The 22,355-nt window shown below is 70.5% G+C and carries 19 protein-coding genes; 12 read left to right on the top strand and 7 right to left on the bottom strand.

The window, feature by feature from the left end; translation table 11 throughout:
* Positions 1-2: 2 nt before the first annotated feature.
* Positions 3-809: an ABC transporter ATP-binding protein gene (locus tag OG302_RS08795; RefSeq protein WP_371526246.1), complete on the top strand. Its 807-nt coding sequence runs from the start codon at positions 3-5 to the stop codon at positions 807-809.
* Here the strand turns inward: OG302_RS08795 and OG302_RS08790 are convergent.
* The 3 genes from OG302_RS08790 to OG302_RS08780 all read right to left on the bottom strand — a co-directional run bounded on the left by OG302_RS08790 (position 787) and on the right by OG302_RS08780 (position 4,329).
* Positions 787-1,899 (bottom strand): M20 family metallopeptidase, encoded by a 1,113-nt coding sequence (locus OG302_RS08790; protein ID WP_371750062.1) that lies wholly within the window; start codon positions 1,897-1,899, stop codon positions 787-789. The two genes, OG302_RS08795 and OG302_RS08790, sit on opposite strands and share 23 nt — an antisense overlap.
* 148 nt (positions 1,900-2,047) lie before the next feature.
* Entirely contained in the window at positions 2,048-3,472 is a 1,425-nt protein-coding gene (locus OG302_RS08785) for a VWA domain-containing protein (RefSeq protein WP_371526245.1), read from the bottom strand.
* Complete coding sequence (locus OG302_RS08780) at positions 3,469-4,329, bottom strand: AAA family ATPase (protein WP_371526244.1); 861 nt, start codon at positions 4,327-4,329, stop codon at positions 3,469-3,471. Before OG302_RS08780 ends, OG302_RS08785 begins: the two co-directional genes overlap by 4 nt.
* Positions 4,330-4,573: 244 nt before the next feature.
* Here OG302_RS08780 and OG302_RS08775 point away from each other — a divergent pair, with 244 nt between their 5' ends.
* The 5 genes from OG302_RS08775 (at position 4,574) to OG302_RS08755 (ending at position 9,526) form a co-directional block, all read left to right on the top strand.
* Complete coding sequence (locus OG302_RS08775; RefSeq protein ID WP_371526243.1) at positions 4,574-5,071, top strand: winged helix-turn-helix transcriptional regulator; 498 nt, start codon at positions 4,574-4,576, stop codon at positions 5,069-5,071.
* 124 nt (positions 5,072-5,195) lie between these two features.
* Positions 5,196-5,771: an SRPBCC family protein gene (locus OG302_RS08770; RefSeq protein WP_371526242.1), complete on the top strand. Its 576-nt coding sequence runs from the start codon at positions 5,196-5,198 to the stop codon at positions 5,769-5,771.
* Positions 5,771-6,817 (top strand): LLM class flavin-dependent oxidoreductase, encoded by a 1,047-nt coding sequence (locus OG302_RS08765; RefSeq protein ID WP_371526241.1) that lies wholly within the window; start codon positions 5,771-5,773, stop codon positions 6,815-6,817. The genes OG302_RS08770 and OG302_RS08765 overlap by 1 nt, the downstream gene beginning before the upstream one ends.
* Positions 6,818-6,936: 119 nt before the next feature.
* The gene (locus tag OG302_RS08760; RefSeq protein WP_371526240.1) at positions 6,937-8,586 is read left to right on the top strand and encodes a cytochrome bc complex cytochrome b subunit; all 1,650 of its coding nucleotides are present in this window, start codon (positions 6,937-6,939) and stop codon (positions 8,584-8,586) included.
* 79 nt (positions 8,587-8,665) lie between these two features.
* A complete protein-coding gene (locus OG302_RS08755) occupies positions 8,666-9,526 on the top strand; it encodes a metallophosphoesterase (RefSeq protein WP_371526239.1) in 861 nt (286 codons plus the stop codon).
* Positions 9,527-9,601: 75 nt separating this feature from the next.
* On the opposite strand, the gene OG302_RS08750 is transcribed toward OG302_RS08755, so the two are convergent.
* Positions 9,602-11,851, bottom strand: a complete 2,250-nt coding sequence (locus OG302_RS08750; protein WP_371526238.1) for a germacradienol/geosmin synthase — start codon at positions 11,849-11,851, stop codon at positions 9,602-9,604.
* 465 nt (positions 11,852-12,316) lie between these two features.
* Between OG302_RS08750 and OG302_RS08745 the strand changes: the two genes are divergently transcribed.
* The 5 genes from OG302_RS08745 (at position 12,317) to OG302_RS08725 (ending at position 17,907) form a co-directional block, all read left to right on the top strand.
* On the top strand, positions 12,317-14,269 hold the full coding sequence (locus OG302_RS08745; RefSeq protein ID WP_371526237.1) for a beta-N-acetylglucosaminidase domain-containing protein: 1,953 nt from the start codon (positions 12,317-12,319) through the stop codon (positions 14,267-14,269).
* A 260-nt stretch (positions 14,270-14,529) separates the two neighbouring features.
* A complete protein-coding gene (locus tag OG302_RS08740) occupies positions 14,530-15,393 on the top strand; it encodes a TetR/AcrR family transcriptional regulator (protein WP_371526236.1) in 864 nt (287 codons plus the stop codon).
* 72 nt (positions 15,394-15,465) lie between these two features.
* Positions 15,466-16,362, top strand: coding sequence for a 3-keto-5-aminohexanoate cleavage protein (locus tag OG302_RS08735; RefSeq protein ID WP_361830033.1), 897 nt, complete (start codon positions 15,466-15,468; stop codon positions 16,360-16,362).
* A 34-nt stretch (positions 16,363-16,396) separates the two neighbouring features.
* Positions 16,397-17,389, top strand: a complete 993-nt coding sequence (locus OG302_RS08730) for a 3-hydroxyacyl-CoA dehydrogenase NAD-binding domain-containing protein (RefSeq protein WP_371526235.1) — start codon at positions 16,397-16,399, stop codon at positions 17,387-17,389.
* Positions 17,390-17,418: 29 nt separating this feature from the next.
* Positions 17,419-17,907 carry a thioesterase family protein gene (locus OG302_RS08725; protein ID WP_371750061.1) on the top strand — a complete coding sequence of 163 codons (489 nt, stop codon included), beginning with the start codon at positions 17,419-17,421 and terminating at the stop codon, positions 17,905-17,907.
* 28 nt (positions 17,908-17,935) lie between these two features.
* Here OG302_RS08725 and OG302_RS08720 read toward each other — a convergent pair whose 3' ends face one another.
* From OG302_RS08720 to OG302_RS08710, 3 genes are all read right to left on the bottom strand, one after another.
* Positions 17,936-18,403, bottom strand: a complete 468-nt coding sequence (locus tag OG302_RS08720) for an excalibur calcium-binding domain-containing protein (RefSeq protein ID WP_371526234.1) — start codon at positions 18,401-18,403, stop codon at positions 17,936-17,938.
* A gap of 72 nt (positions 18,404-18,475) precedes the next feature.
* Entirely contained in the window at positions 18,476-19,834 is a 1,359-nt protein-coding gene (locus tag OG302_RS08715) for an MFS transporter (protein WP_371750060.1), read from the bottom strand.
* 64 nt (positions 19,835-19,898) lie between these two features.
* Positions 19,899-20,777, bottom strand: coding sequence for a hypothetical protein (locus tag OG302_RS08710; protein WP_371526233.1), 879 nt, complete (start codon positions 20,775-20,777; stop codon positions 19,899-19,901).
* A gap of 162 nt (positions 20,778-20,939) precedes the next feature.
* On the opposite strand from OG302_RS08710, the gene OG302_RS08705 reads away from it, so the two are divergent.
* Entirely contained in the window at positions 20,940-22,286 is a 1,347-nt protein-coding gene (locus tag OG302_RS08705) for a 6-phospho-beta-glucosidase (RefSeq protein ID WP_371526232.1), read from the top strand.
* Positions 22,287-22,355: the final 69 nt, after the last annotated feature.

The following is a 22,355-nucleotide window of genomic DNA, read 5'->3' as shown; positions in this document are numbered from 1 at the left end:
CCGTGCAACTGACCGTCGAGGCGCTCACCTCCGGCTATCCCGGCCACACGGCCGCCGTGGACGGCGTCGACCTGACCATCCCCAGCGGACAGGTCGCCGCCATCGTCGGCCCCAACGGCTGCGGAAAGTCGACGCTGCTCCGTTCCATCTCCCGGCTCCACAAGCCGAGTTCGGGCACGGTACGCGCCGGGGACGAGGACGTGTGGCAGCTCACCCAGCGCCGCGCCGCCCACCGCATCGCGCTGCTCGCCCAGTCCCCGCAGGCCCCCGAAGCGGTCACCGTCGCCGGACTCGTCCGCTACGGACGCCACCCCCACCAGGGCCTGTTCCGCCAGTGGTCGCGCGAGGACGAGACCGCCGTGCGCGCCGCCCTCGAAGCCACCGGCACCACGGACCTCGCCACGCGCCGCCTCGACCATCTCTCCGGCGGCCAGCGGCAGCGGTGCTGGCTCGCGATGGTCCTCGCCCAGGAGACACCGATCGTGCTCCTCGACGAGCCGACCAGCGCCCTGGACCTCGGGCACGCCGTCGAAGTCCTGTCCCTGGTAAGGGAAGTGGCCGCCGCGGGCCGCACCGTCGTCATGGTCCTGCACGACCTCGCGAGCGCCGCCCGCTACGCCGACACCGTCATCGCCATGAACGCGGGCAAGGTCGTCGCGAACGGCCCGGCCCGCGATGTGGTGACCGCCGAGCTGGTCAAGGAGCTGTACGGGATCGACGCGGACATCCTTCAGGCGCCGGGCGACGGCTCCCCGGTGGTCGTACCGACCATGAAGGCGAAGGCGCCTACGAAAGCGCCGACCGGCTGACCGCGAAGTCCGCGGCCGTCCACGCGAGCCCCACGGCCCCCTCGACCAGGGCCTGTTCGGCCACCGGCGTGGCGGCCGCGGCGGCGAACTCCGGCTGGTGCGGGCCGCAGCCGCCCCCGCTGATGTCGAGTACGGGGTGGATCGACGGCACGACGTGCGAGACGTTGCCCATGTCCGTCGACGCGAAGGGGCCGCGCCGCTGCGGCTCGGGGCGCCCCAGAGCGCGCGCGTTCGCCTCCCACAGCGCGAGCAGAGCGGCATCGGACCGGAAGTCGAGATAGTCGGGCGCGGGCTGTTCGAGCTCCACCGAGCACCCGGCCGCGAGCGCCCCCGCACGGAAGCAGTCCGCCACCCGCTCCCGCAGCTCGCGGAGTTCCTCCACCGACGGCGTCCGCAGCGCGTACGCGGCACTCGCCCGCTCGGGAATGGCGTTGAGCGCCGTCCCGGCCTCAGTGGTGATCCCGTGCACCTTCCACTCCCCGGGAAGGTGCTGCCGGAGCAGCCCGATGGCCACCTGCGCCACGGTCAGCGCGTCGGCCGCGTTCCGCCCGTCCTGCGGGTTGAGCGCGGCGTGCGCGGACTTCCCCGTGTACGTCACGGAGAGCGCCCCCATCGCGTACGAGTGGAAGTCGGCCACCTCGAACGGGCACGGGTGCACCATCATCGCCGCGTCCACCCCCTTGAAGGCCCCGGCGTCGAGCAGCAGCGCCTTCCCGGCACCGCTCTCCTCGGCGGGCGTACCCAACACCCGGACGGTGAGCCCCAGTTGATCGACGACCGGAGCGAGACCGAGGGCGGCCCCCACGCCCGCCGCCGCGATCAGATTGTGCCCGCAGGCATGCCCCATGCCGGGCAGCGCGTCGTACTCGCAGGCCAGCGCGACCGTCACGGGACCCGACCCCAGGGTCGCCTCGAAGGCGGTGTCGAGCCCGTACGCCGGAGCCGTCACCGCGAAGCCGTGCCCGCGCAGCACGTCCGCGCACCACCCGGCGGCCCGCCGCTCCTCGAAGGCGATCTCCGGATGGGCGTGGATCCGCCGGCTGAGTCCGACGAGCTCGCCGCGCACCTCGTCGATCCGAGCCCGGATCACGTCCTTGAGCCCGTCGAGCCCATCAAGCCCGTCGCCTGCCACGCGCGTCCTCCTCGCCACTTCACCGACCACCGGCCACGGGCAGCCGGTCACCGACCACGGACCACCGAATCCCGCCCGGCCAGCTTACGGTCGGCCGCGCCTCCGTTCAGACCGGCAGCAGACGTGCGATCAGCGCGCTGAGCTGCTGCGCGTTGCGGCACTCGTACATCTCCACGAGCTCCGCATAGGTGCCGGCCGCCGAGTCGCCGGTCTGCCACTGGGCGCGGCGCTCCGGGTTGAGCCAGTACACCTTGCGGGCGCGGGAGGCGAGGGTGCGCAGGGCGGGGACGTTCGGGTCGCTCATGTTCGTGCGGGCGTCGCCGAGCACGAAGACCGTGGAGCGCGGGGTGACCGCATCGGCGTAGCGCTCGGCGAACTCGCCCAGGGAGGTGCCGTAGTCGCTGCTGCCGTGGTAGCCGGTGACGGCCGCCCCCGAGATGATGCGGCTGCCCAGGCCCTCGGGGTCGGCCGTGCCGCGTGCGATGAGGTCGGTCACCTCGTCGACGCGGTTGACGAAGGCGAAGACCCGCACCTTGCTGAACTGGTCGTGCAGCGCCTGGACCAGCAGCATCGTGAAGTTGGCGAAGCCCGCCACTGAACCGGACACATCGCACAGGAGGACCAGTTCGGGGCGTGCGGGGCGGCGCCGCCGCAGGACCGGGCGCATCGGGATGCCGCCCGTGGACAGCGAACCGCGCAGCGTCCTGCGCAGGTCGATGTGGCCGCGGGCGGCACGGCGGCGGCGCGCGGCCAGGCGCGTCGCCAGTTTGCGGGCCAGCGGCTGGACCGTCCTGCGGAGCTCGTCGAGCTGGGCGCGGCCCGCGATGAGGAAGTCCACCCGGTCGGCGGTCGGGGCGATGGCCCGCCGCGCGATCTCGTCCGCACCGCGCCGCTCGGCGACCCGGCGCCGGGCCTCGGCACCCACAAGGCCGCGGAAGCCCTCGATGCGGCGGCGGATCTCGTCGGCGGTGAGACGGTCGGTGAACTCGCCTTCGGCCGTTCCCTCGCGGATGCCCGCGAGGATGCGGGCCAGCAGGGTCTCCGGGCGGAGCCTGGACAGCGTCTGGTGCGACGACCAGCCGTCCGACCCGCCGCTCCCTCCGGAGCCCGGCTGTGTCCCGTAGCCGCCCATGCCGTCGACTGCCTCGGCCGCCAACTGGGCAAGCAGCGCTTGGTCGTTGGCGGCGAGCGCGGCGGCAAGGCGCTCACGCAGGTCGTCCCTGTCGAACTCCCGGCCCGAGCCGGGGCTTGAGTCGGAGCCGGAGTCGGAGCCGTCCAGCGCGCCGGGAGCGCCGATCCCGCGCGGAAAGTACAGGTCGAAGACGGGGTCGAACACCGGCCGCTGCCCCTCGCTGTGCAGCAGCGCGGCGGCGAGCCCCTCCCGTACCCGCTCCCGGTCGGCGAGGCCGAGGGCCTCGATCGCCTGCCCGGCGTCCACCGTCTCGCCCGTACCGATCCGGATGCCGTGCGAGCGCAGCGCCTGCACGAGTGCGGTGAGCCGCTCCGGGACCCCGGTGGCCCGCGCGGTCACACGGCGTCCAGGTCCAGCTTGGCCGCCGCCTTCAGCACGTCGTCCTGGTGCTTGAGGACGACGCCGAGCGTGTCGCGCACGATGTCCTCGTCGAGGGAGTCGGCGCCGAGCGCGAGGAGCGTACGGGCCCAGTCGATGGTCTCCGCGACCGACGGGACCTTGCGCAGGTCCATCGCACGCAGCGCGCCGACCACGCGGACGACCGACCGTGCGAGGGCCTCGTCGAGTCCTGGCACCTTCAGGCGCACGATGCGGCGCTCCAGCTCCTCGTCGGGGAAACCGATGTGGAGGAAGAGACAGCGGCGGCGCAGCGCCTCGGAGAGCTCGCGGCTCGCGTTCGACGTGAGGACGGTGAACGGGCGGCGCGTCGCGGTGATGGTGCCCAGCTCGGGAACCGTGACCTGGAAGTCGCTCAGGACCTCCAGGAGCAGCCCCTCCACCTCGACGTCCGCCTTGTCGGTCTCGTCGATCAGGAGCACCTTCGGCTCGCTGCCGCGGATGGCGGTGAGCAGCGGGCGCGGGAGCAGGAACTCCTCGCTGAAGATGTCCGTGCGCGTCTCGTCCCAGGACTCGTCGCGGCCCGCGGTGATGCGCAGCAGCTGCTTGGCGTGGTTCCACTCGTAGAGCGCGCGGGACTCGTCCACGCCCTCGTAGCACTGGAGCCGGACCAGGCGTGCGTCCGCGACCTCGGCGACGGCCTTGGCCAGTTCGGTCTTGCCGACACCGGCCGGGCCTTCCACGAGCAGCGGCTTGCCGAGCCGGTCGGCCAGGAAGACGGTGGTGGCCACGGCGGTCGAGGCCAGATAGCCCGTATCGGCGAGCCGCGTGGCGACATCGTCCACGGATGTGAAGAGCAACGGGGCCTCCGGCTTGGCGGTGCGACGAGTGCGCGCGTTCGGACTGTCGGTCTTGCGCGCTTCGGGCTTGCGGGCTGTGGGGCAGAGCGAGTATCGCCACTTGATCAGTCCTCCGGGCCGCTCCACAACGGGGGCGACGCGTTTGCGTCGAACGTCACGTGACGGCGCCGGCACCCGCCGCGGGCTGCTGAGTCCAGCTTCGAGACCCACCGGGATCCGTGGTCCCTTCTCGTATCATTGCGGCATGAGGCGGACCTCCTTTGCCAACTGGCCCTGCTCCATCGCGCGCACCATGGACCTGCTGGGCGACTGGTGGACGCCGCTCGTGCTGCGCGAGGCGTTCTACGGGATCAAGAGGTTCGACGTCTTCCAGCAGGAGCTGGGCATCGCGCGCAACACCCTGACCGACCGGCTGCGCCGCCTGGTCGACGAGGGCCTCATGGAAAAGCGCGCCTATCAGAGCGAACCGGTGCGCTACGACTACGTGCTCACCGAGAAGGGCCGCGACTTCTTCGGTGTGCTCGCCGTGATGAACAGCTGGGGCAACCGCTGGCTGAGCGGCGACGAGGGAGCGCCGGTCGTCTTCGAGCACGACCGCTGCGGGCACGAGGCCGCGGCGGAGGTGGTCTGCGCCCACTGCAAGGAGCCGATGTCGGCCGCGGACACGCATCCGCGCCTCGGCCCCGGTTACCCGGCGCGACTGGCCGAACGGCCGGACATCCGGGACCGCTTCAGCCGCTGAACGGGCGCGGGACGGCCGCGGAACGGCCGTAGAACCCCTTCCTCCGCTGACGGGGCAGCACTCTTGACGAGTGAGTCTATCTACGCAACTCTCGTGGTCAGCGACTACAGAGAGGCGAACCACGATGGAGTGGACAGGCGCGCGCTACGCGGACACGCCGACGGCCGAGGTACGCAGACGGATCGCCGCATCACCGGAACGCGTGTGGGAGCTCGTCTCCGACATCGGCCTCATGCCCCGCCTGAGCACGGAACTGCGGTCGGTCGAGTGGTTGGGCGGGACGACCTGGCCCGTCGTCGGCGCGCGGTTCGTCGGCCGCAGCGAGCACGCGTCGTTCGGCGCGTGGGAGACCACGTCGTACGTCGTGGAGTGCGAGGCCCCACGCGTGTTCGCCTGGGCCGTCGAGGACCCCGAACGCCCCAGCGCGGTCTGGCGGTTCAGCCTCGCGGCGGCGGACGACGGCGGGACCGAGCTGACCCAGTGGATGCGGATGGGACCGGGCCGCTCGGGTCTTTCGTGCGCGATCGACCGGATGCCGGAGAAGGAGCAGAAGATCGTGTACGTACGGATGCGGGAGTTCGAGCAGAACATGGCGGCCACGCTGGACGCGATCAAGGAACTGGCCGAGGGCGGCGCGTCCGGGGAAGGGGGTGCCGCGTCCGGGGCCGAGGGCGCCGCTTCCCGGGAGGCGGACGCGTGATGCGCACGTCGACGACCATCGAGGCGTCCGGGGCGAACTGGCGGGAGACCGTGGACTTCGTCACCGAGGCCGAGAAGCTGGGGATGGACATCTGCTGGGTCGCGGAGGCGTGGGGTTCCGAAGCGCCCTCCCCGTTGGGCTACTTGGCCGCCCGCACGGAGAGGATGCTGCTCGGTTCCGGCATCATCCAGCTCGCGACCCGGACCCCGGCGGCCATCGCCCGCGCGGCGATCACCCTCTCGAACATCTCCGAGGGCCGCTTCCTCCTCGGGCTGGGACCGTCGGGGCCGCAGGTGATCGAAGGCCTGCACGGAGTGCCCTTCGCTCGGCCGCTGACCCGGATGCGGGAGACCGTGGAGATCATCCGCCAGGCGGCCACGGGGGAGAAGATCTCTTACGCAGGGCGGGAGTTCACCCTCCCGCTGCCCGGCGGTGAGGCGAAGCCCATGCGCCTGTCCATGCGCGCCGAGCACGAACTGCCCATCTACCTCGCCACCCTCTCGCCCAAGATGCTGCGCCTGACCGGCGAGATCGCGGACGGCTGGCTGGGCACCAGCTTCGTCCCGGAGGGAGCGAAGGAGGCCTACTTCGACCACCTCGACGCGGGCCTTGCCGCCTCCGGCCGCACCCGCGGCGACCTGAACATCTGCCAGGGTGCCGAAGTGGCCTTCGCCGACGACGAGGACGCCCTGCGCACGATGGTCGCGAGCCGCAAGAAGGAGCTCGCCTTCAGCCTGGGCGGCATGGGCTCCGCCACCACCAACTACTACAACAACGCCTACAGCAGGCAGGGTTGGGCCGACATCGCGGCGGAGGTCCGCGCCTGCTGGCAGTCCGGTGACCGCGACGCTGCCGCGGCCCTGATCACCGACGACATGGTCCTCGCCACCACTCTCATCGGTACCGAGGACATGGTCCGCGCCCGGCTGAGGGTGTGGCGCGACGCGGGCGTGGACACGGTCCGCTTCTATCCGGCGGGCGAGAGCCTGGAGGCGCGGCTCGCGACGCTGGGGCGGGCGATCGAGTTGGTACGGGAGGCGACCTGATGACCCGCGCAGGGGCCTGACCTGCGTATCCGATGATCGTCAACTACCGGTTGTGGAGGCCCTGTTGGCTCCCGGTACCCCTTGATCTAATGTGGTAGCCGCCTGAGGGGGGTAGCCGGATGAGTGGACGTTTCGAGCACACCCGGAACAGCGAACGACCGGCTCCGGCCGGCAAGGGGGAGCGGGTCGCCGACTGGGCGGACGGTCGCCTCGGCATCAACACTCTGGCCAAGAGCCAGATGCGGAAGATCTTCCCCGACCACTGGTCCTTCATGTTCGGGGAGATCTGCCTCTACAGCTTTCTGATCCTGATCCTCACCGGCATCTATCTGACGCTCTTCTTCGAGCCGAGCGGCTCCGAAGTGATCTACGACGGCGTGTACACGCCGCTCAAGGGCATCCAGATGACCCGGGCGTTCGAGTCCACGGTCGACATCAGCATGGAAGTGCGCGGCGGTCTGCTGATCCGGCAGATCCACCACTGGGCCGCGGTCGTCTTCGTCGCCGCCATGCTCGTGCACATGATGCGGGTGTTCTTCACCGGCGCCTTCCGCAAGCCGCGCGAGGTCAACTGGCTGTTCGGCTGGACGCTGCTGTTCCTCGGGATCATCACCGGCCTCACCGGATACTCGCTCCCGGACGACCTGCTCTCGGGCACCGGGATCCGCTTCGCGCAGGGGGCGATCCTGTCCGTCCCGATCGTGGGGACGTATCTCTCCTTCTTCCTGTTCGGCGGAGAGTTCCCGGGCGACGCCATCATTCCGCGGCTCTTCAGCGTCCATGTCCTGCTGTTGCCGGGGATCATGCTGGGGCTCGTCGTCGCCCACCTGATCCTGGTCTTCTACCACAAGCACACCCAGTTCGCCGGGCCCGGAAAGACCGAGAAGAACGTGGTCGGGGCGCCCTTCATGCCCATCTACATCGCCAAGGCGGGCGGCTTCTTCTTCCTCGTCTTCGGTGTCCTCGCGCTCATGGGCGCGATCGCCACCATCAACCCCGTGTGGGTGATCGGGCCCTACCGGCCGGATCTGGTCTCCACCGGCGCTCAACCCGACTGGTATCTGGGCTTCTCCGAAGGCCTGATCCGGGTGATGCCCAGCTGGGAGATCAACGCCTGGGGGCACACGCTCCAACTGGGCGTCTTCATCCCGTTCTCGCTCTTCCCGCTGATCCTGATGGCCATCGCCGTCTATCCGTTCATCGAGGCCTGGGTCACCGGAGACAAACGCGAGCACCACATCGCAGACCGGCCCCGCAACGCCCCGGTGCGCACCGGGCTCGGTGTGGCGTGGCTGACGCTGTTCGCCGTGCTGATGGTCGGCGGCGGCAACGACGTCTGGGCGACGCACTTCCATCTCTCCATCAACGGGATCACGTGGTTCGTGCGGATCGCCTGCTTCGCCGGACCGGCGCTCGCCTTCTTCGTGACCCATCGATGGTGCATGGGGCTGCAGCTCCGCGACCGCGAGAAGGCGCTGCACGGCCGGGAGAGCGGCACGATCAAACGTCTGCCGCACGGTGAGTACGTAGAGGTCCATGTGCCGCTCTCACAGGGAGAGCTGTACAAACTCACCGCGCACGAGCAGCCCAAGCCCTTCGAGATCGGCCCGGCGGTCGACGCGCACGGCGTGGCACGCAAGATCACCCGGGGCGAGCGACTGCGGGCACGCCTGGGACGGGCCATGTACGGACCATCGGCACAGGTGCCCAAGGCGACCCCCGAGGAGTACCTGCAGATCCAGCAGGGCGGCGGTGAAGGCCACCACTGACGGCAGCCGGTTCCGGCCCCGCGCGGCGAAGGAAGCTGATCGCGCCACGCGGGGTCAGCTCTGCGGTTAGCCTCACTGAGTGACACAAGTACGCGAGAAGAAACCGAAGTTGTACGCCATCAGCGATCTGCACGTCGCGTACGACGACAACCGGAAGTTCCTCGAGTCCCTGCGCCCGGAGACCGACGAGGACTGGCTGATCGTCGCCGGCGACACCGCCGAGCGCATGGCCGACGTCGAATGGGCGCTGCGCACCCTCACCGACCGTTTCGCCAAGGTGGTGTGGACGCCGGGCAACCACGAACTGTGGACGCCACGCGACGACCCGAACCAGCTGCGCGGCGAGGCCCGCTACCGCCATCTCGTCGACCTGTGCCGCTCCCTGGGCGCCGCGACCCCCGAGGACCCCTACCCGGTGTGGCGCGGCGAGGGCGGCCCGGTCACCGTGGCCCCGCTGTTCCTGCTCTACGACTACACGTTCCGCCCCGAAGGCACGTATGCGAAGCGGGACGCGCTGGAGGCGGCGCACACGGCGGGCGTCGTCTGCACCGACGAGGTGCTCCTGCATCCCGACCCCTATCTGGGCCGCGACGACTGGTGCCGCGCCCGCGTGGCGTTCACCGAGGAGATGCTCGCCCGGCGTGAACCCGGCCTCCCCACGGTCCTGATCAACCACTGGCCGCTGGTGCGCGACCCCACCCGGATCCTGCACTACCCCGAGTTCGCCCTGTGGTGCGGCACCGAACTGACCGCCGACTGGCACGTGAAGTACGAGGCGGCGGCGGTCGTCTACGGCCATCTGCACATCCCCCGCACCACTTGGCACGACGGCGTCCGCTTCCAGGAGGTGTCGGTCGGCTACCCACGCGAGTGGCACCGCGAACGGCACCCCGACCCGAGACTCCACCAAATCCTGCCGGAGCCCCGGGACGCCCGCTAGCGGGCCGGGAGCGGGACGTGCAGGGAGCCGAGGCGGGCCGAGGCAGCGGCCCGCCGCAGTGCGACAGCGGCCCCTTCAGCCCCTCGCCCGGCCGAGTGTCTCCTCCATCTGGCGGTCGGCGGCCAGGCCGAACTCCCTCAGCCAGTCCGGGCGTACGGCGGCCATGCCGAAGCCTGACGGGGGCCGCAGTGGGCCGTGCGACAGGTGTTCCTCGCGGTAGCGGCGGCAGTCGCGGTGCCAGGTGTAGATGCCCGCCATCCAGTTCTCCAGCTCGCGCACATAGCCGTCGAGAATGTCCCGCGTCGTTTGTGGCAGGTCGAAGTCGTCGTACAGGACCGGGAGTTCATGGGTCGCGATGTGCTGGAACTGGCTCAGGCGCGACCGCATCAGGTCGTCGACGATGCCGAGCGCCGTCGGATAGTCGCAGCCGAAGAAGTTCTGGACGACGAGGACGCCGTTGTGGATCTCGCCCTCGTACTCGATCTCCTTCTGGTACGAGAAGACGTCGTTCATCAGGGCCGAGTAGTCGACGGCCGCGTTCTCCAGGTTCCGCACCGGGCCGCTCCGGTAGATCTCCGGCGGGACCTGCGGTCCGTGGCCCAGGCGGCACAGGCTCAGCGTGAGCGGGGCGCCGAAGGTCAGGCGGCGCATCTCGATGTAGTCGACGGGGTCGGGGATACGGTTCTGCGCCTGGTTGTCCAGCTCCCACTGCCAGCTCTCCGTCATGACCTCGACGGCCGTGCGCAGCGTCCGGCGCGCCTTCTCGTCCATCGGGGCGGCGGTGCGTTCCCACAGGTCGGCGAGGCCCCGCTCCAGCGCGCTCGTCGCCGGCGGCATGTCGGCGAGGTCCAGCGGCATGAAGAGCGAGAGCCGTTCTTCGCAGAGCTTCGCGCCCGCCAGGTCGCGGCGCCTGCCGAACACCGCGGGGAAGTAGTCGTCGCCGTATGTCCCCCAGGTCAGCCACTGCGAGCCCAGGTCGAGGGCTTCGAGGTCCGCGTCCGGGTGCAGGCCCGCCGCGCAGAGCGGGAAGTCGTAGCCGTACAGCTTGTGCTCGTCCCAGATGTCCGAACCCGGCACACCGGCCTGGGGTTCGAGCATGCCCATGCGCGCCGCCCACTGCACGGTGCGGGGGCGCGAGGCCTCCAGGTACGGCGAGAGACGCGTCTTGAAGGGCAGATTGAAATCTGGCAGCCGGGACGGGCCCACCCGCTGGAAGGGCACATGCGTATGGCCGCGCAGCCGCTCGGCACCCGTGGCGGCGATCAGCGCCTTGATCCCGGCGGCGGACGTGCCGGGGCCGGTGGGCCCGGCGAGCGGCGAGCGCGCGGCGGCGCCGCCCTTGTTCATGTAGCGGCTGGACACCATGTGCCACTCCTGCCCGCCGGACTGCCAGTCCTGTAGCCCCTTGGTGTACGCGAGGACGTCCGCGCACTCCTTCGGGGGCAGCCCGGTCCGCGCGAAGAGCGGCGCCAGCTCGGTCAGCGCCGTGTTCTCGAACTGCTGCATCCGCGAGGTCAGCAGGTCGTTCACGGCGTCCGCCGCCTCCTGCGTGCTGCAGTCGAGGAACTTCTCCAGGACCAGGACACCGTTGGAGAGTTCGCCCTCGTCCTCGATCTCCCGCTGGTACGAGAAGAGGTCGTTGCGCAGGTGGACGGCGTCGGAGAACGTCTCCTTGAGGACGCGCAGCGGCCTGGAACCGGCGACGGCCGCAGGGACCTCCGCACCCGTCGCGTACTCGATGAGCCCCGCCGACCAGGGCGCGCCGCCCACCTTGCGGCGCATCTCGATGTACTCGACGGGGTTGGCGATCCGGCCCTCGTTGATGTTCGAGAGCTCCCACAGGGACTCATTGAGCAGATTCTCCGTGCTCTCGGCGAACCGCGCCCGCCAGTCACGCGACATGAACGGCACGGTCCGCGCCCACAGATCCGCCAGACCCGCCTCGACGGGATTCGTCGGCTCCGGCACGGGCGCGGAGGGGTCCATCGGCATGAAGGCGGGCAGCCGGTCCAGATACGCCCTGCCGCCCTCCCGGTCATGGGTCCGTTTGAAGAGTTCGAGGAAGTGGTCGTCGAAGAAGAACACCCACACATACCAGTCGGTGACCAGGGACAACGCCGGGCCGTCACAGTCGGGATGGGTGTACGCGCACAGCAGCGCGTAGTCGTGGGCGTCCAGGTCGCTCTGCTCCCACACGCCCGAACCCTCCAGCATCCCCATGTCACGGGCCCACTTCCTGGAGTGCTCCCGCGCCTCTTCCACATGGGGGTTGAGGCTCGCGGGATGCACCATGTAGAAGCTGGGCAGTTCAAAGGGCTGCGACATACGGCGTACTCCTCGCGACGGCGGCTTACGGGCAGCGGAGCACTACCCGCGCGAGGACGGCCGATGCGGCGACCGCCGCAGCGTCACACCATTACGTGATCCGCGGCGTTCAAACATCAGCACACCGGTGCCCCGGGCCGAGCGGGATCCCGAGCGCCATCACGAACTGCGGGCTCATGGGCGTGATGGCCGTCGAACCGGAGTCGGCCACCAGGGCGCGCGCCGCGCGGTCCAGCCTCGGTCGGGCGGAAGGGTGAGGCAGAAGCAAGGCCCCGTCAATACCTGTGTCACCAAAGGAATTTGACGTCCGACGCCCCCTTGTACAGGGCATCTTTCTCGATCTAGCCTGCTGGCGCTCAAGCGCTTTAGCTCGGTGGCTGCCAGCCGTCGGCAACTCCCCCCCGCCCCTCGACAACGTTGCCAACCTGACGCGCCCGCACCCCCATCCCGAAGCCCGGAGGTTCCATGCCCCGCCCCACCCGCACGCTCAGACCGCGAACGGCGCTTCTCGCGCTGGCCGTCCTCGCCGTCCCACTGGCGCCCGCCGCGGTCGCCGCGCCCGCGTCGGCCCAGGGGAAGGCCACCCAGGAGGAAACCGTGGCCCGCAGGCTCCCCGCCGTCTCCCCGACCCCGCAGCACATGGCCCGGGCGGGCGACGACGTACCGCTCGCCCGGCGCGCCGAACTCGTCGTCGGCGACGACACGGACGAAGTGGCCCAAAGTCGCGTCACCGAGACGCTGCGCGCCCACGGGGTGCGCGACATCGACGTACGCGCCAAGGCGTCGGGCCGTGCCCCGCTGACCGTCCTGCTCGGCCCGGCGACGCGCCCCGACATCGCGAAGGCACTCGGCGGGACGAAGGCGCCGGAGCAGGCGGAGGGCTACGCGCTGCGGGCGAAGCACCGCACCGTCGCGCTCGGGGGCAAGGACGCGACCGGGCAGTTCTACGCGGCACAGACCCTCGGCCAGCTCATGGCGAAGGGGCGGATAGCGGGGGCCGAGATCTCCGACTTCCCCTCCATGCCGCTGCGCGGCAGCATCGAAGGGTTCTACGGGCCGCCCTGGACCGGGACCGAACGCCTGGACCAGATGGACTTCCTGGGCGACACCAAGGCCAACACCTATGTCTACGCGCCCAAGGATGACCCCTACCACCGGGAGAAGTGGCGCGAGCCGTACCCGGCGGACAAGCTCACCGAGCTCGGCAAGCTGATCGCCCGCGCGACGGCCAACCATGTGCGCTTCACGTTCGCGGTCTCGCCGGGCGGCTCCATCTGCTACTCGGACCCGGCCGACGTCAAGGCGCTGACGGCGAAGCTCCAGGCGATGTACGACCTCGGGGTGCGGTCCTTCTCGGTGCCGCTCGACGACATCAGCTACACCAAGTGGAACTGCGACGCCGACAAGGCGAAGTTCGGCGAGCCGGGCCGCGGTCCCGCGGCCAAGGCGCAGGTGGGGCTGCTCAACACCATCCAGCGGGACTTCATCGCGAAGAGCGAGGGCGCCAATCCGCTGCAGATGGTGCCCACCGAGTACGGGGACCTCACGGACACCGCGTACAAGCAGACGATGCGGGCCGAGCTCGACGGCGCCGTCGAGGTGATGTGGACGGGCACGGACGTGGTCCCGCCGGAGATCACCAACACTCAGGCGGAGAAGGCCGCCGAGCTCTTCGGGCGGAAGGTGTTCGTCTGGGACAACTATCCCGTCAACGACTTCGCGCGTACGGCGGGGCGGCTGCTGCTGGCGCCCTATGACAAGCGCGAGCCCGGTCTGTCCGGTCACCTGAGCGGCATCGTGTCCAACCCGATGAACCAGGAGGGGGCCAGCAAGCTCGCCGTCTTCACCATGAACGACTTCTCCTGGAACGACCGGGGGTACGAGCGGGCGCGTTCGGGGCGGCAGGCGGCGCTGTATCTCGCCGGGGGCGACGAGCGGGTCGCCGACGCGGTCCAGACGTTCGTGGACCTCAACCACGCGGCGCCCACGTTCGGCGAGTCGAACTGGCAGCCGCAGTCGCCGGTTCTCGGGCCGAAGCTGGACGCGTTCTGGAAGCGCTACGAGAGTGATCCCGCCGGGGCGGTACGAGGGCTGCGCCCCACGGCGAGGGAGATCGAGAAGGTCCCCGCGGTGCTGCGTACCGGGGTGCCGGACAAGCAGTTCCTCCACGACGCGAAGCAGTGGCTCGACGCGACGGAGCTGTGGGGGTCCGCGATGCGGCACGGGCTCGCCGCGCTGACCGCCGCCCAGCAGGGAGACGACGCGGGGGCCGCGAAGGAGCGGGCCGCGATGGAGTCCCTCGCGGGACGGGCACGGGCGATCTCGGTGGACCCGGCGGAGCATCATCAGCTGGGGCCGGTGAAGATCGCCGACCCTTACCTGGACGAGTTCGTCGCCGGCGTGGCGGACTGGACCTGACGTCGCCTGACTCCGTCCCGCCGCTTCGCGGTGGATCTCTCCCACCCACCCGTTTGCCCCGCGGTGAAGGGGGTGAGCGGGTGGGTGGGTGTGTGTGGTCCCGTCCGAGTTGCGTGCGGGGACCGATGACGATTGTGGTGACTGATACGTCAGTCAGGATCGCAACATCAATGGAACCCAGTAGTCAGCAGTGACCCAGTGCGCGCAAACTGGCTCCAGCAGATTGCGATCAGCACAACGCCCAGGTAGCGTGACCGACCATGCAGCAAGACCCCGAGGTCGCGGACAGGGTCCGCAAGGTCATCGCCGACGCCGGCGCGACCCAGCGCGAATTCGCCCGGCGCATCGTGATGGACCCCTCCAAGCTCTCCCGCTCCCTCGGCGGCACCCGCCGCTTCACCGCCGCGGAGCTGGCCCGCATCGCCGACACCGGCGGCGTGGACGCGGGCTGGCTCCTGGGCACCCAGAACGTGGCACCCCCGGCCCGCCGGGAACGCACGCCCGCCGCCCCGGAAGGCGGACGCCCCCTCCAGATCGTCCGCGAGACCGTGCGGCTCGTCGCCGAGCGCGGATTCCACGCCGTCCGCGTCGCGGACATCGCCGAGGCCTGCGCCACCAGCACCGCCGCCATCCACTACCACTTCCCCGGCCGCGACGACCTCCTGGAGGCCGCAGTCCGCTGGTGCATGGACGAGGACACCGCCCGCCGGGCGGCGCGCATCGCCGACGCGGCCGACGCCGCCGACGAACTGCGCCAGCTGATCGAGCTCCAGATCCCCCGCACCCCGCAGCAGCGCTGGCAGTGGAGCGTCTGGCTGGACCTGTGGGCGGAGGCCGCCCGCTCCACCGCCGTGGGGCGCCTGCACGCCGAGTACTACCGGCAGTGGCGCGCGACGGTCGCCGACGTCGTCCGGCGCGGCGTCGACCAGGGCGTGTTCCGCCTCGTCGATCCGCAGTCCGCCGCACTCCGGCTCACCGCGCTGATCGACGGCCTGGCGACCCAGGTGCTCGCCTCCGCCCCCGGCGTCGACGGCACCACCCCCGACGACATGCACGAGGCGCTGCTCGTATACGTCGACGCGACGCTCGCCGTGCCGCGCGTAGACACGCCACGCCACGCGTAGACACACCGCGCGCAGCCGCGCCCAGTCATTTCACCACAGCACCAACACCCCATCTCCGAGGGAGAGTTCACGATGCCCGTGAATCAAGACGTCATCATCACCGCCGCCCTCACCGGCGCGGGCGACACCGTACGCAAGAGTCCCCACGTCCCCGTCACCCCCGAGCAGATAGCCACCTCCGCGGTGGAGGCCGCCGAGGCTGGTGCCGCCGTCGTGCACATCCACGTGCGCGACCCCGAGACCGGCGACCCCTCGCGCGACCCCCGCCTGTACCGCGAAGTCGTCGAGCGCATCAAGGAGACCGGCACCGACGTCGTCATCAACCTGACGGCGGGCATGGGCGGCGACCTCGTCATCGACCCGGTCCAGCCGCTGAAGGACCTCGGCGAGCTGCCCGGCACCGACCTCGTCGGCGGCCTGGACCGCCTCCCGCACGTCGAGGACCTGCTCCCCGACATCTGCACCCTGGACTGCGGCTCCCTCAACTTCGGCGACAACCTCTACATCTCCACCCCCGACATGCTCCGCCAGGGCGCCAAGCGCATCCAGGAGCTGGGCGTACGGCCCGAGTTGGAGATCTTCGACACCGGTCAGCTCTGGTTCGCCAAGCAGCTCCTCGCCGAAGGGCTGCTCGACAACCCCACCGTCTTCCAGCTCTGCATGGGCATCCCGTGGGGCGCCCCCGCCGACCCGGGCGTCCTCCAGGCCATGGTCAACATGCTCCCCGAGGGCGCCCAGTGGGCCAGCTTCGCGCTCGGCCGCATGCAGATGCCGTGGGTCGCCCAGTCGATCCTGCTCGGCGGCCAGGTCCGCGTCGGCCTGGAGGACAACCTCTACCTCGGCAAGGGCAACAAGGTCAGCAACGCCCAACTCGTCGAGCGTGCCGTACAGATCACCGAGAACCTCGGCTCGCGCGTCGCCACCCCGGACGAGGCGCGCCAGAAGCTCGGCCTCAAGCCCCGCGCCTGATCGCTTCCCCCCCCACGACGAGTAGGACCCCCGCATGAAGGACATCACCACACCCCCCGCCCCCTGCGCCCCCGAGGACGTACGCCGCATCGCCTGCGTCGGCGCCGGAGTCATCGGCGGCGGCTGGGTCGCCCACTACCTCGCCCGCGGTTACGACGTCACCGCCTGGGACCCGGCCCCCGACGCCGAGCAGAAGCTGCGCCGCCTGGTCGACGCCGCCTGGCCCGCGCTCACCCAGCTCGGCCTCGCCGAAGGCGCTTCCCCGGACCGTCTCCGCGTCACACCGACCCTCGTAGAGGCCGTCGCCGAGGCCCAGTTCGTGCAGGAGAGCGCCCCCGAGAAGCTGGAGCTCAAGCGCGACCTGCTGGCCCAGCTGGACGCCGCCGCGCCCGCCGGAGTCGTCATCGCGTCCTCCACCTCCGGCTACCCCATGACCGACATGCAGACCACGGCCGCCGACCCGGGCCGCCTCGTCGTCGGACACCCCTTCAACCCGCCCTATCTGATCCCGCTGGTCGAGGTGGTCGGCGGCGACAAGACGGCCCCGCACGCGGTGACTTGGACCTCCCGCTTCTACGAGGTCGCGGGCAAGTCCGTGATCACCATGGCGAGCGAAGTACCCGGCTTCATAGCCAACCGCCTTCAGGAAGCCCTCTGGCGCGAGGCCCTGCACATGGTCGCCAACGGCGAGGCCACGGTGAAGGAGATCGACGACTCGATCACCGAAGGCCCCGGCCTGCGCTGGGCGTTCATGGGCCCCATGCTCACCTTCGCGCTCGCGGGCGGTGAGGGCGGCATGGCGCACATGCTCGACCACTTCGGCCCGTCCCTGAAGTCCCCGTGGACGCGCCTCGAAGCCCCCGAGCTCGACAAGGAGCTGTACGACGCCGTGGTCGCCGGATGCGACGACGCGGCGGACGGGCGGACCATCGCCGACCTGGTCGCCGAGCGTGACCAGGGAGTCATCGACGTACTGCGGGCGACGGGACGCCTGCCGCAGCAGCGCACGCAGGAGGACACCAAGTGAGCGACTCCCTGCCTTCCGGGCCCCTGCCCATCACGCCCCTGCCTCTCCTGCACCGGACCGTGCGGCCCGAGTGGATCGACTACAACGGCCACATGAGCGAGGCGTTCTACGTCCTCGTCTTCGGCTACGCCACCGACGCCATGATGATCGAGACGGGCCTGCACGCGGGGTACCGCGAGTCGACCGGCTGCTCCCTCTACACGGTCGAGGCACACATCCGCTATCTCGACGACGTGGCGGAGGGCGCCCACCTCGCCGTCCGCACCCGCATCCTCGGCGCGGACGCCAAGAAGGCGCGCTTCACCCACGAGCTGTACGTGGTCAAGGAGCCGGAAGCGGACATCCCCCAGGACGCGACCCCGGTGGCGACCACCGAACTCCTCGCCCTCCACGTCGACCAGAACGCGGGTAAGTCGGCCCCGTTCCCGGACGGGATCCGCGACCACCTGACGGCCCTCACGGAAGCACCCCAGGAGTGGGCGGGCCGATCGATCGGCGAGGTCCCCCGCCAGCAGTAGGGGCGTAACCGCTCGGCCGCGAGGCTGCTCAGGTGTCGCAGCCGACCCCGTCACCGTCGCGGTCGAGGTGCGGTCCATAACCGGGCTCACCACGGTGCACGGGCGCGGCTCCGGCGGCACGGGCCTCGCTGCAGTTCCCGTAGGAGACACTGCCGCCCCCGCCGGAGCCGCTGCCGCCCGACCCGGGATCGGCAGCCTCCGGCCGGGCGGTGACGGTGGCCTTCACCGTCTTCGTGGCCTTGACGGTCTTGGTGACCGTGGGAGCGGGCTCCGGCTTGGCCGTCTCGGTCGCGGTCGCCGTAGCTGTCGCCGTCACCGTCGGAGTCGAGGGTGACTTCTTCGCGGCAGCCTTCGTGTCGGTGCTGCCGTCGTCACCGAGACCGGCCCCGACGCCGATGAGGAAGGTGACCGCGAGGGCGGGGAGCACGAAGCGTTTGCGTGCCCACTTGGGTGCGGGTCTCGGTGCCGACGGCGGCGCGGGACAGGGATTGGTCATGGTGCCCCCTTGGTGCGGGAAAGAGGCACGACGCTAGTCCTGCAAGGCCAGTTGTGAAGGTTTTTTGTGCAATCAGTGATGGATCCGTGATCCCGCTCGCCCGATCTGCTCCGGCTGGCGTTCCAGCTCCTTGTGGGCCGTTTCCGGGAGCTTGAGGTACACCGCCGATGACACCAGGCAGAGCGCGGCCACGTACCAAGGGAAGAGACCCGGGTTTCCGAGCTCCTTGAACAGCGTGCCCATGTACGGGGCCGTGCCGCCGAACAGGGCGACGGTGAGGGAGTAGGGGAAGCCGATGCCCGCGGCCCGTACCCGGGCGGGGAACACCTCCGCGTTCACGGCCGCCGAGATCGACGTGAAGCCGGTGAGGAGCAGCATGCCCGCGCACTGCACCATCAGGAGCGAGGCGAACGAGCCGTTCAGGGACCGAAGGAGCGGCACGCTCAGGACGGCGAAGCCGAGGCCGAAGAAGAGCAGGAGCGGCCTGCGGCCGAAGCGGTCGGAGAGCAGTCCGCCCACGGGCTGGAGCAGCGCGAAGAACGCGAGCGAGAGGGTGCCGGACAGCAGGGCCTGGCTCTTGCTGATGTCGGTGTTCAGCTCGGCGTACGTCGGAAGGTACGACGTCCACGTGTAGTACGCGATCGTGCCGCCGGCCGTGATGCCGCAGATCAGCAGCGACTGGCGCGGATACAGGCGCAGGGCGTCGAACAGGCCGGGGCGTTCGGCCTCGTCCTGGGACGCCTCATGGGTCTCGTACGCGCCCTGCCTGATCCAGAAGCCGACCAGGCTGAGCACCGCGCCGACGACGAACGGCAGCCGCCATCCCCAGCCGTCCATCTGCCCGTCGGAGAGCGTGGCGACGAGCAGGGCCGCTATGCCGGACGCGGCGAGCTGCCCCGCGCTGGTCGACACGTACTGGAAGCTGGAGAAGAGACCGCGCCGTCCGAGACCGGCGGACTCGACGAGGAAAGTCGTCGACGCCGCGAACTCGCCGCCCACGGACAGGCCTTGGAGCAGCCGCGCAAGGACGAGGACGACCGGCGCGAGCACTCCCACGTACGCGTACGTCGGCGTCAGGCCGACCAGCAGACTGCTGCCGCCCATCAGCAGGATCGTGACGGTCAGCGCGGCGCGCCTGCCGCGCCGGTCGGCGACCGCGCCCATGAGAAGACCGCCGACGGGACGCATGAAGAAGCCGACGGCGAAGACGGCGAACGTGGAGAGCAACGGTACGAGGGAGTTGCCCGAGCTCTTGGGGAAGACCTGGTCGGCGATGTACGTGGCGAGGAACGTGTAGGCGTACCAGTCGTACCACTCGACGGCGTTGCCCACCGACGCGGCGAGCAGTTGCCGGACGGGGCGGCGGGACCGGGTGGGGAGCGGGTCGGACACGGATTCGTGCCGGTATTGCTGTGTCATGATCGCGACCATCCCCCGCCCGGCCCACTCGCACACGTCCGGCTTGTACAGGGTGTGTTCAGAGTGGGTGCGCAGGTCAGCCCGTCGTCGGCCGGTACGCGTAGACGGACGTCGTCACCAGGCACGGCGCCGGCGGCACGACCTCGGCGCGCAGCGTGCGCCGCCCGGCGTCGTAGTCGACGCCCTCCGTCTCGAACGTGCCGCGGCAGATACTCCGTTGCGGGGCGGCGAACAGACTCGTGACCTTGCCCGTGATCTGCTTCCCGTCGAGCGCGCGCTCCAGGTCCACCTGGAGGACTGGCCGGTCCTCGGGCCACAGCTCCTTCGACGCGTCGTTCGACGCGCACACGAGCCGGGTGTCGGAGACGAAGTCGCAGCCCTGGATGTCCCGGACCGGCTTGTCGAGCGAGATCTGACCGGCCTGGGGGAGCGCCCCGCCGGTGGGCGGCGTCGAGGAGTTGAGGAGCGGGGCGGGGAAGACCTGGAGGCGGTTCTGGTCGCCCCACTCGCCCGACACCAGCCACTGCTTGTCGGGCGAGACCGACGCGAAGGAGTTGTTGAGCTTCTCACCCGCGTCGAGCTGGTGCTCGTAGAGGTAGCGCTTGCCGCCGGGTGTCGTGACGGCGAACATCTTCGACTTCGCGTCGTCACCGCCCTGGTAGGCGTCGAAGGTGTGGCCGTCGGCTATGTCCGGGTCGCCGACGTGGGTCCAGCCCTTGACCCGCAGGTCGAGCGGGACCGAGGCGAGGCCCCGGTAGAGGAGGCTGCCGTCGGCGCGGCTCGCCAGGCCCTGGCTTCCGGTGAGGGAGTTGACGGACGAGACGCCGGACTCCTGCCAGCCGCCGGGGGATCTCGGAGCGGTGTCGGCCGATGCGCCGGTGCCGGTGGCCACCGCCAGCGCGAGGGCTCCGAACAGGGCGGCGGATGCCTTCGCGGACGTCTTGAGGTGTGTCATCGGTGCGCTACCTCCGTGGGGGGTCGATCGCTGCCGGGCAATCGTACGTAACGTGACCTCTGTCGACGGGTGAGTTCTGACAGGCCGACAGATATGCGTGTGCCGGTGGCCAGGTGTTCCGACGCCGGTCCGGCGGCTGCTCCGACAGAAGGTGGTTGAGACGTGAAGCTGGTCATTCTCGGTGGCGGCGGATTCCGCGTTCCGCTCGTGTACGGCGCGCTGCTCGGCGACCATGCCGAAGGCCGGGTCACGGAGGTCGTGCTGCACGACCTGGACGCGGGGCGGCTCGGCGCGGTCGCCCGTGTCCTCGCCGAACAGGCGGCCGGGGTCCCGGACGCCCCCGCCGTCACCGCCACCACCGACCTGGACGAGGCTCTGCGGGGCGCGGACTTCGTCTTCTCGGCGATCCGGGTGGGCGGTCTTGAGGGCCGGGCGGCCGACGAGCGGGTGGCGCTCGCGGAGGGCGTCCTGGGGCAGGAGACGGTCGGCGCGGGCGGCATCGCGTACGGGCTGCGGACCGTGCCCGTCGCCGTCGACATCGCACGGCGTGTACGGCAGCTCGCCCCGGACGCCTGGGTCATCAACTTCACCAACCCGGCGGGCCTGGTCACCGAGGCGATGTCCCGGCACATCGGCGACCGCGTCATCGGCATCTGCGACTCGCCGGTGGGCCTGGGCCGCCGCGTGGCGCGCATCCTGGGCGGCAACCCGGACGAGGCGTTCATCGACTACGTCGGGCTCAACCACCTGGGCTGGCTGCGGGGCCTGCGGATCGCGGGGCGCGACGAACTGCCGAGGCTGCTGGGCGACGCACAGCTGCTTGGCTCGTTCGAGGAGGGCCGGCTGTTCGGCGCGGAGTGGCTCCAGTCGCTTGGCGCCATCCCGAACGAGTACTTGCACTACTACTACTTCAACCGCGAGGCGGTCCGCGCCTACCAGGAGGCCGAGCAGACGCGGGGAGCGTTCCTGCGCGGGCAACAGGCCCGGTTCTACGAGCAGTTGAGCCGCGACGCGGAGGTCTCATCGGCGCTGAAGGCCTGGGACGCCACGCGTGCCGAGCGCGAGGCCACGTACATGGCAGAGAACCGGGAGGCCGCGGGTGTCGGTGAGCGCGAGGCCGAGGACCTCGAATCCGGGGGATACGAGAAGGTCGCCCTCGCCCTGATGCGGGCGATCGCGCGGGACGAGCGGACGACGCTGATCCTCAACGTCCGCAACCGCACGACCCTTTCGGCCCTGGACGCCGACGCGGTGATCGAGGTCCCGTGCTCCGTCGACGCCAACGGCGCGCACCCCATGGCCGTGGACCCGCTGCCCGGACATGCGACAGGGCTTGTGTGCGCGGTGAAGGCGGTGGAGCGGGAGATCCTGTCGGCGGCGGAGAGCGGCTCACGCGCCACGGCGGTGAAGGCGTTCGCGCTGCACCCGCTGGTGGATTCCGTGGAGGTGGCGCGACGGTTGGTGGAGGGATACCGGGAGGTGCATCCGGGCCTCGCGTACTTGGCCTGACCGGGCGCCCACGCGCAGGCCGACGAACCAGAGTCCTGAGACCGGCAGAATCCTCGGACCAGCCGGAAT

This window comes from Streptomyces sp. NBC_01283 (assembly GCF_041435335.1).
Classification (GTDB): Bacteria; Actinomycetota; Actinomycetes; order Streptomycetales; family Streptomycetaceae; genus Streptomyces.
This window is presented reverse-complemented; position numbering and strand designations above follow the sequence as displayed.

Coding starts and splice junctions, on each gene's coding strand:
- OG302_RS08745 (WP_371526237.1), top strand. CDS start 12,317: ATGCCCCGCCCCACCCGCACGCTCAGACCGCGAACGGCGCTTCTCGCG.
- OG302_RS08740 (WP_371526236.1), top strand. CDS start 14,530: ATGCAGCAAGACCCCGAGGTCGCGGACAGGGTCCGCAAGGTCATCGCC.
- OG302_RS08760 (WP_371526240.1), top strand. CDS start 6,937: ATGAGTGGACGTTTCGAGCACACCCGGAACAGCGAACGACCGGCTCCG.
- OG302_RS08765 (WP_371526241.1), top strand. CDS start 5,771: ATGCGCACGTCGACGACCATCGAGGCGTCCGGGGCGAACTGGCGGGAG.
- OG302_RS08710 (WP_371526233.1), bottom strand. CDS start 20,777: ATGACACACCTCAAGACGTCCGCGAAGGCATCCGCCGCCCTGTTCGGA.
- OG302_RS08720 (WP_371526234.1), bottom strand. CDS start 18,403: ATGACCAATCCCTGTCCCGCGCCGCCGTCGGCACCGAGACCCGCACCC.
- OG302_RS08775 (WP_371526243.1), top strand. CDS start 4,574: ATGAGGCGGACCTCCTTTGCCAACTGGCCCTGCTCCATCGCGCGCACC.
- OG302_RS08750 (WP_371526238.1), bottom strand. CDS start 11,851: ATGTCGCAGCCCTTTGAACTGCCCAGCTTCTACATGGTGCATCCCGCG.
- OG302_RS08770 (WP_371526242.1), top strand. CDS start 5,196: ATGGAGTGGACAGGCGCGCGCTACGCGGACACGCCGACGGCCGAGGTA.
- OG302_RS08715 (WP_371750060.1), bottom strand. CDS start 19,834: ATGGTCGCGATCATGACACAGCAATACCGGCACGAATCCGTGTCCGAC.
- OG302_RS08730 (WP_371526235.1), top strand. CDS start 16,397: ATGAAGGACATCACCACACCCCCCGCCCCCTGCGCCCCCGAGGACGTA.
- OG302_RS08735 (WP_361830033.1), top strand. CDS start 15,466: ATGCCCGTGAATCAAGACGTCATCATCACCGCCGCCCTCACCGGCGCG.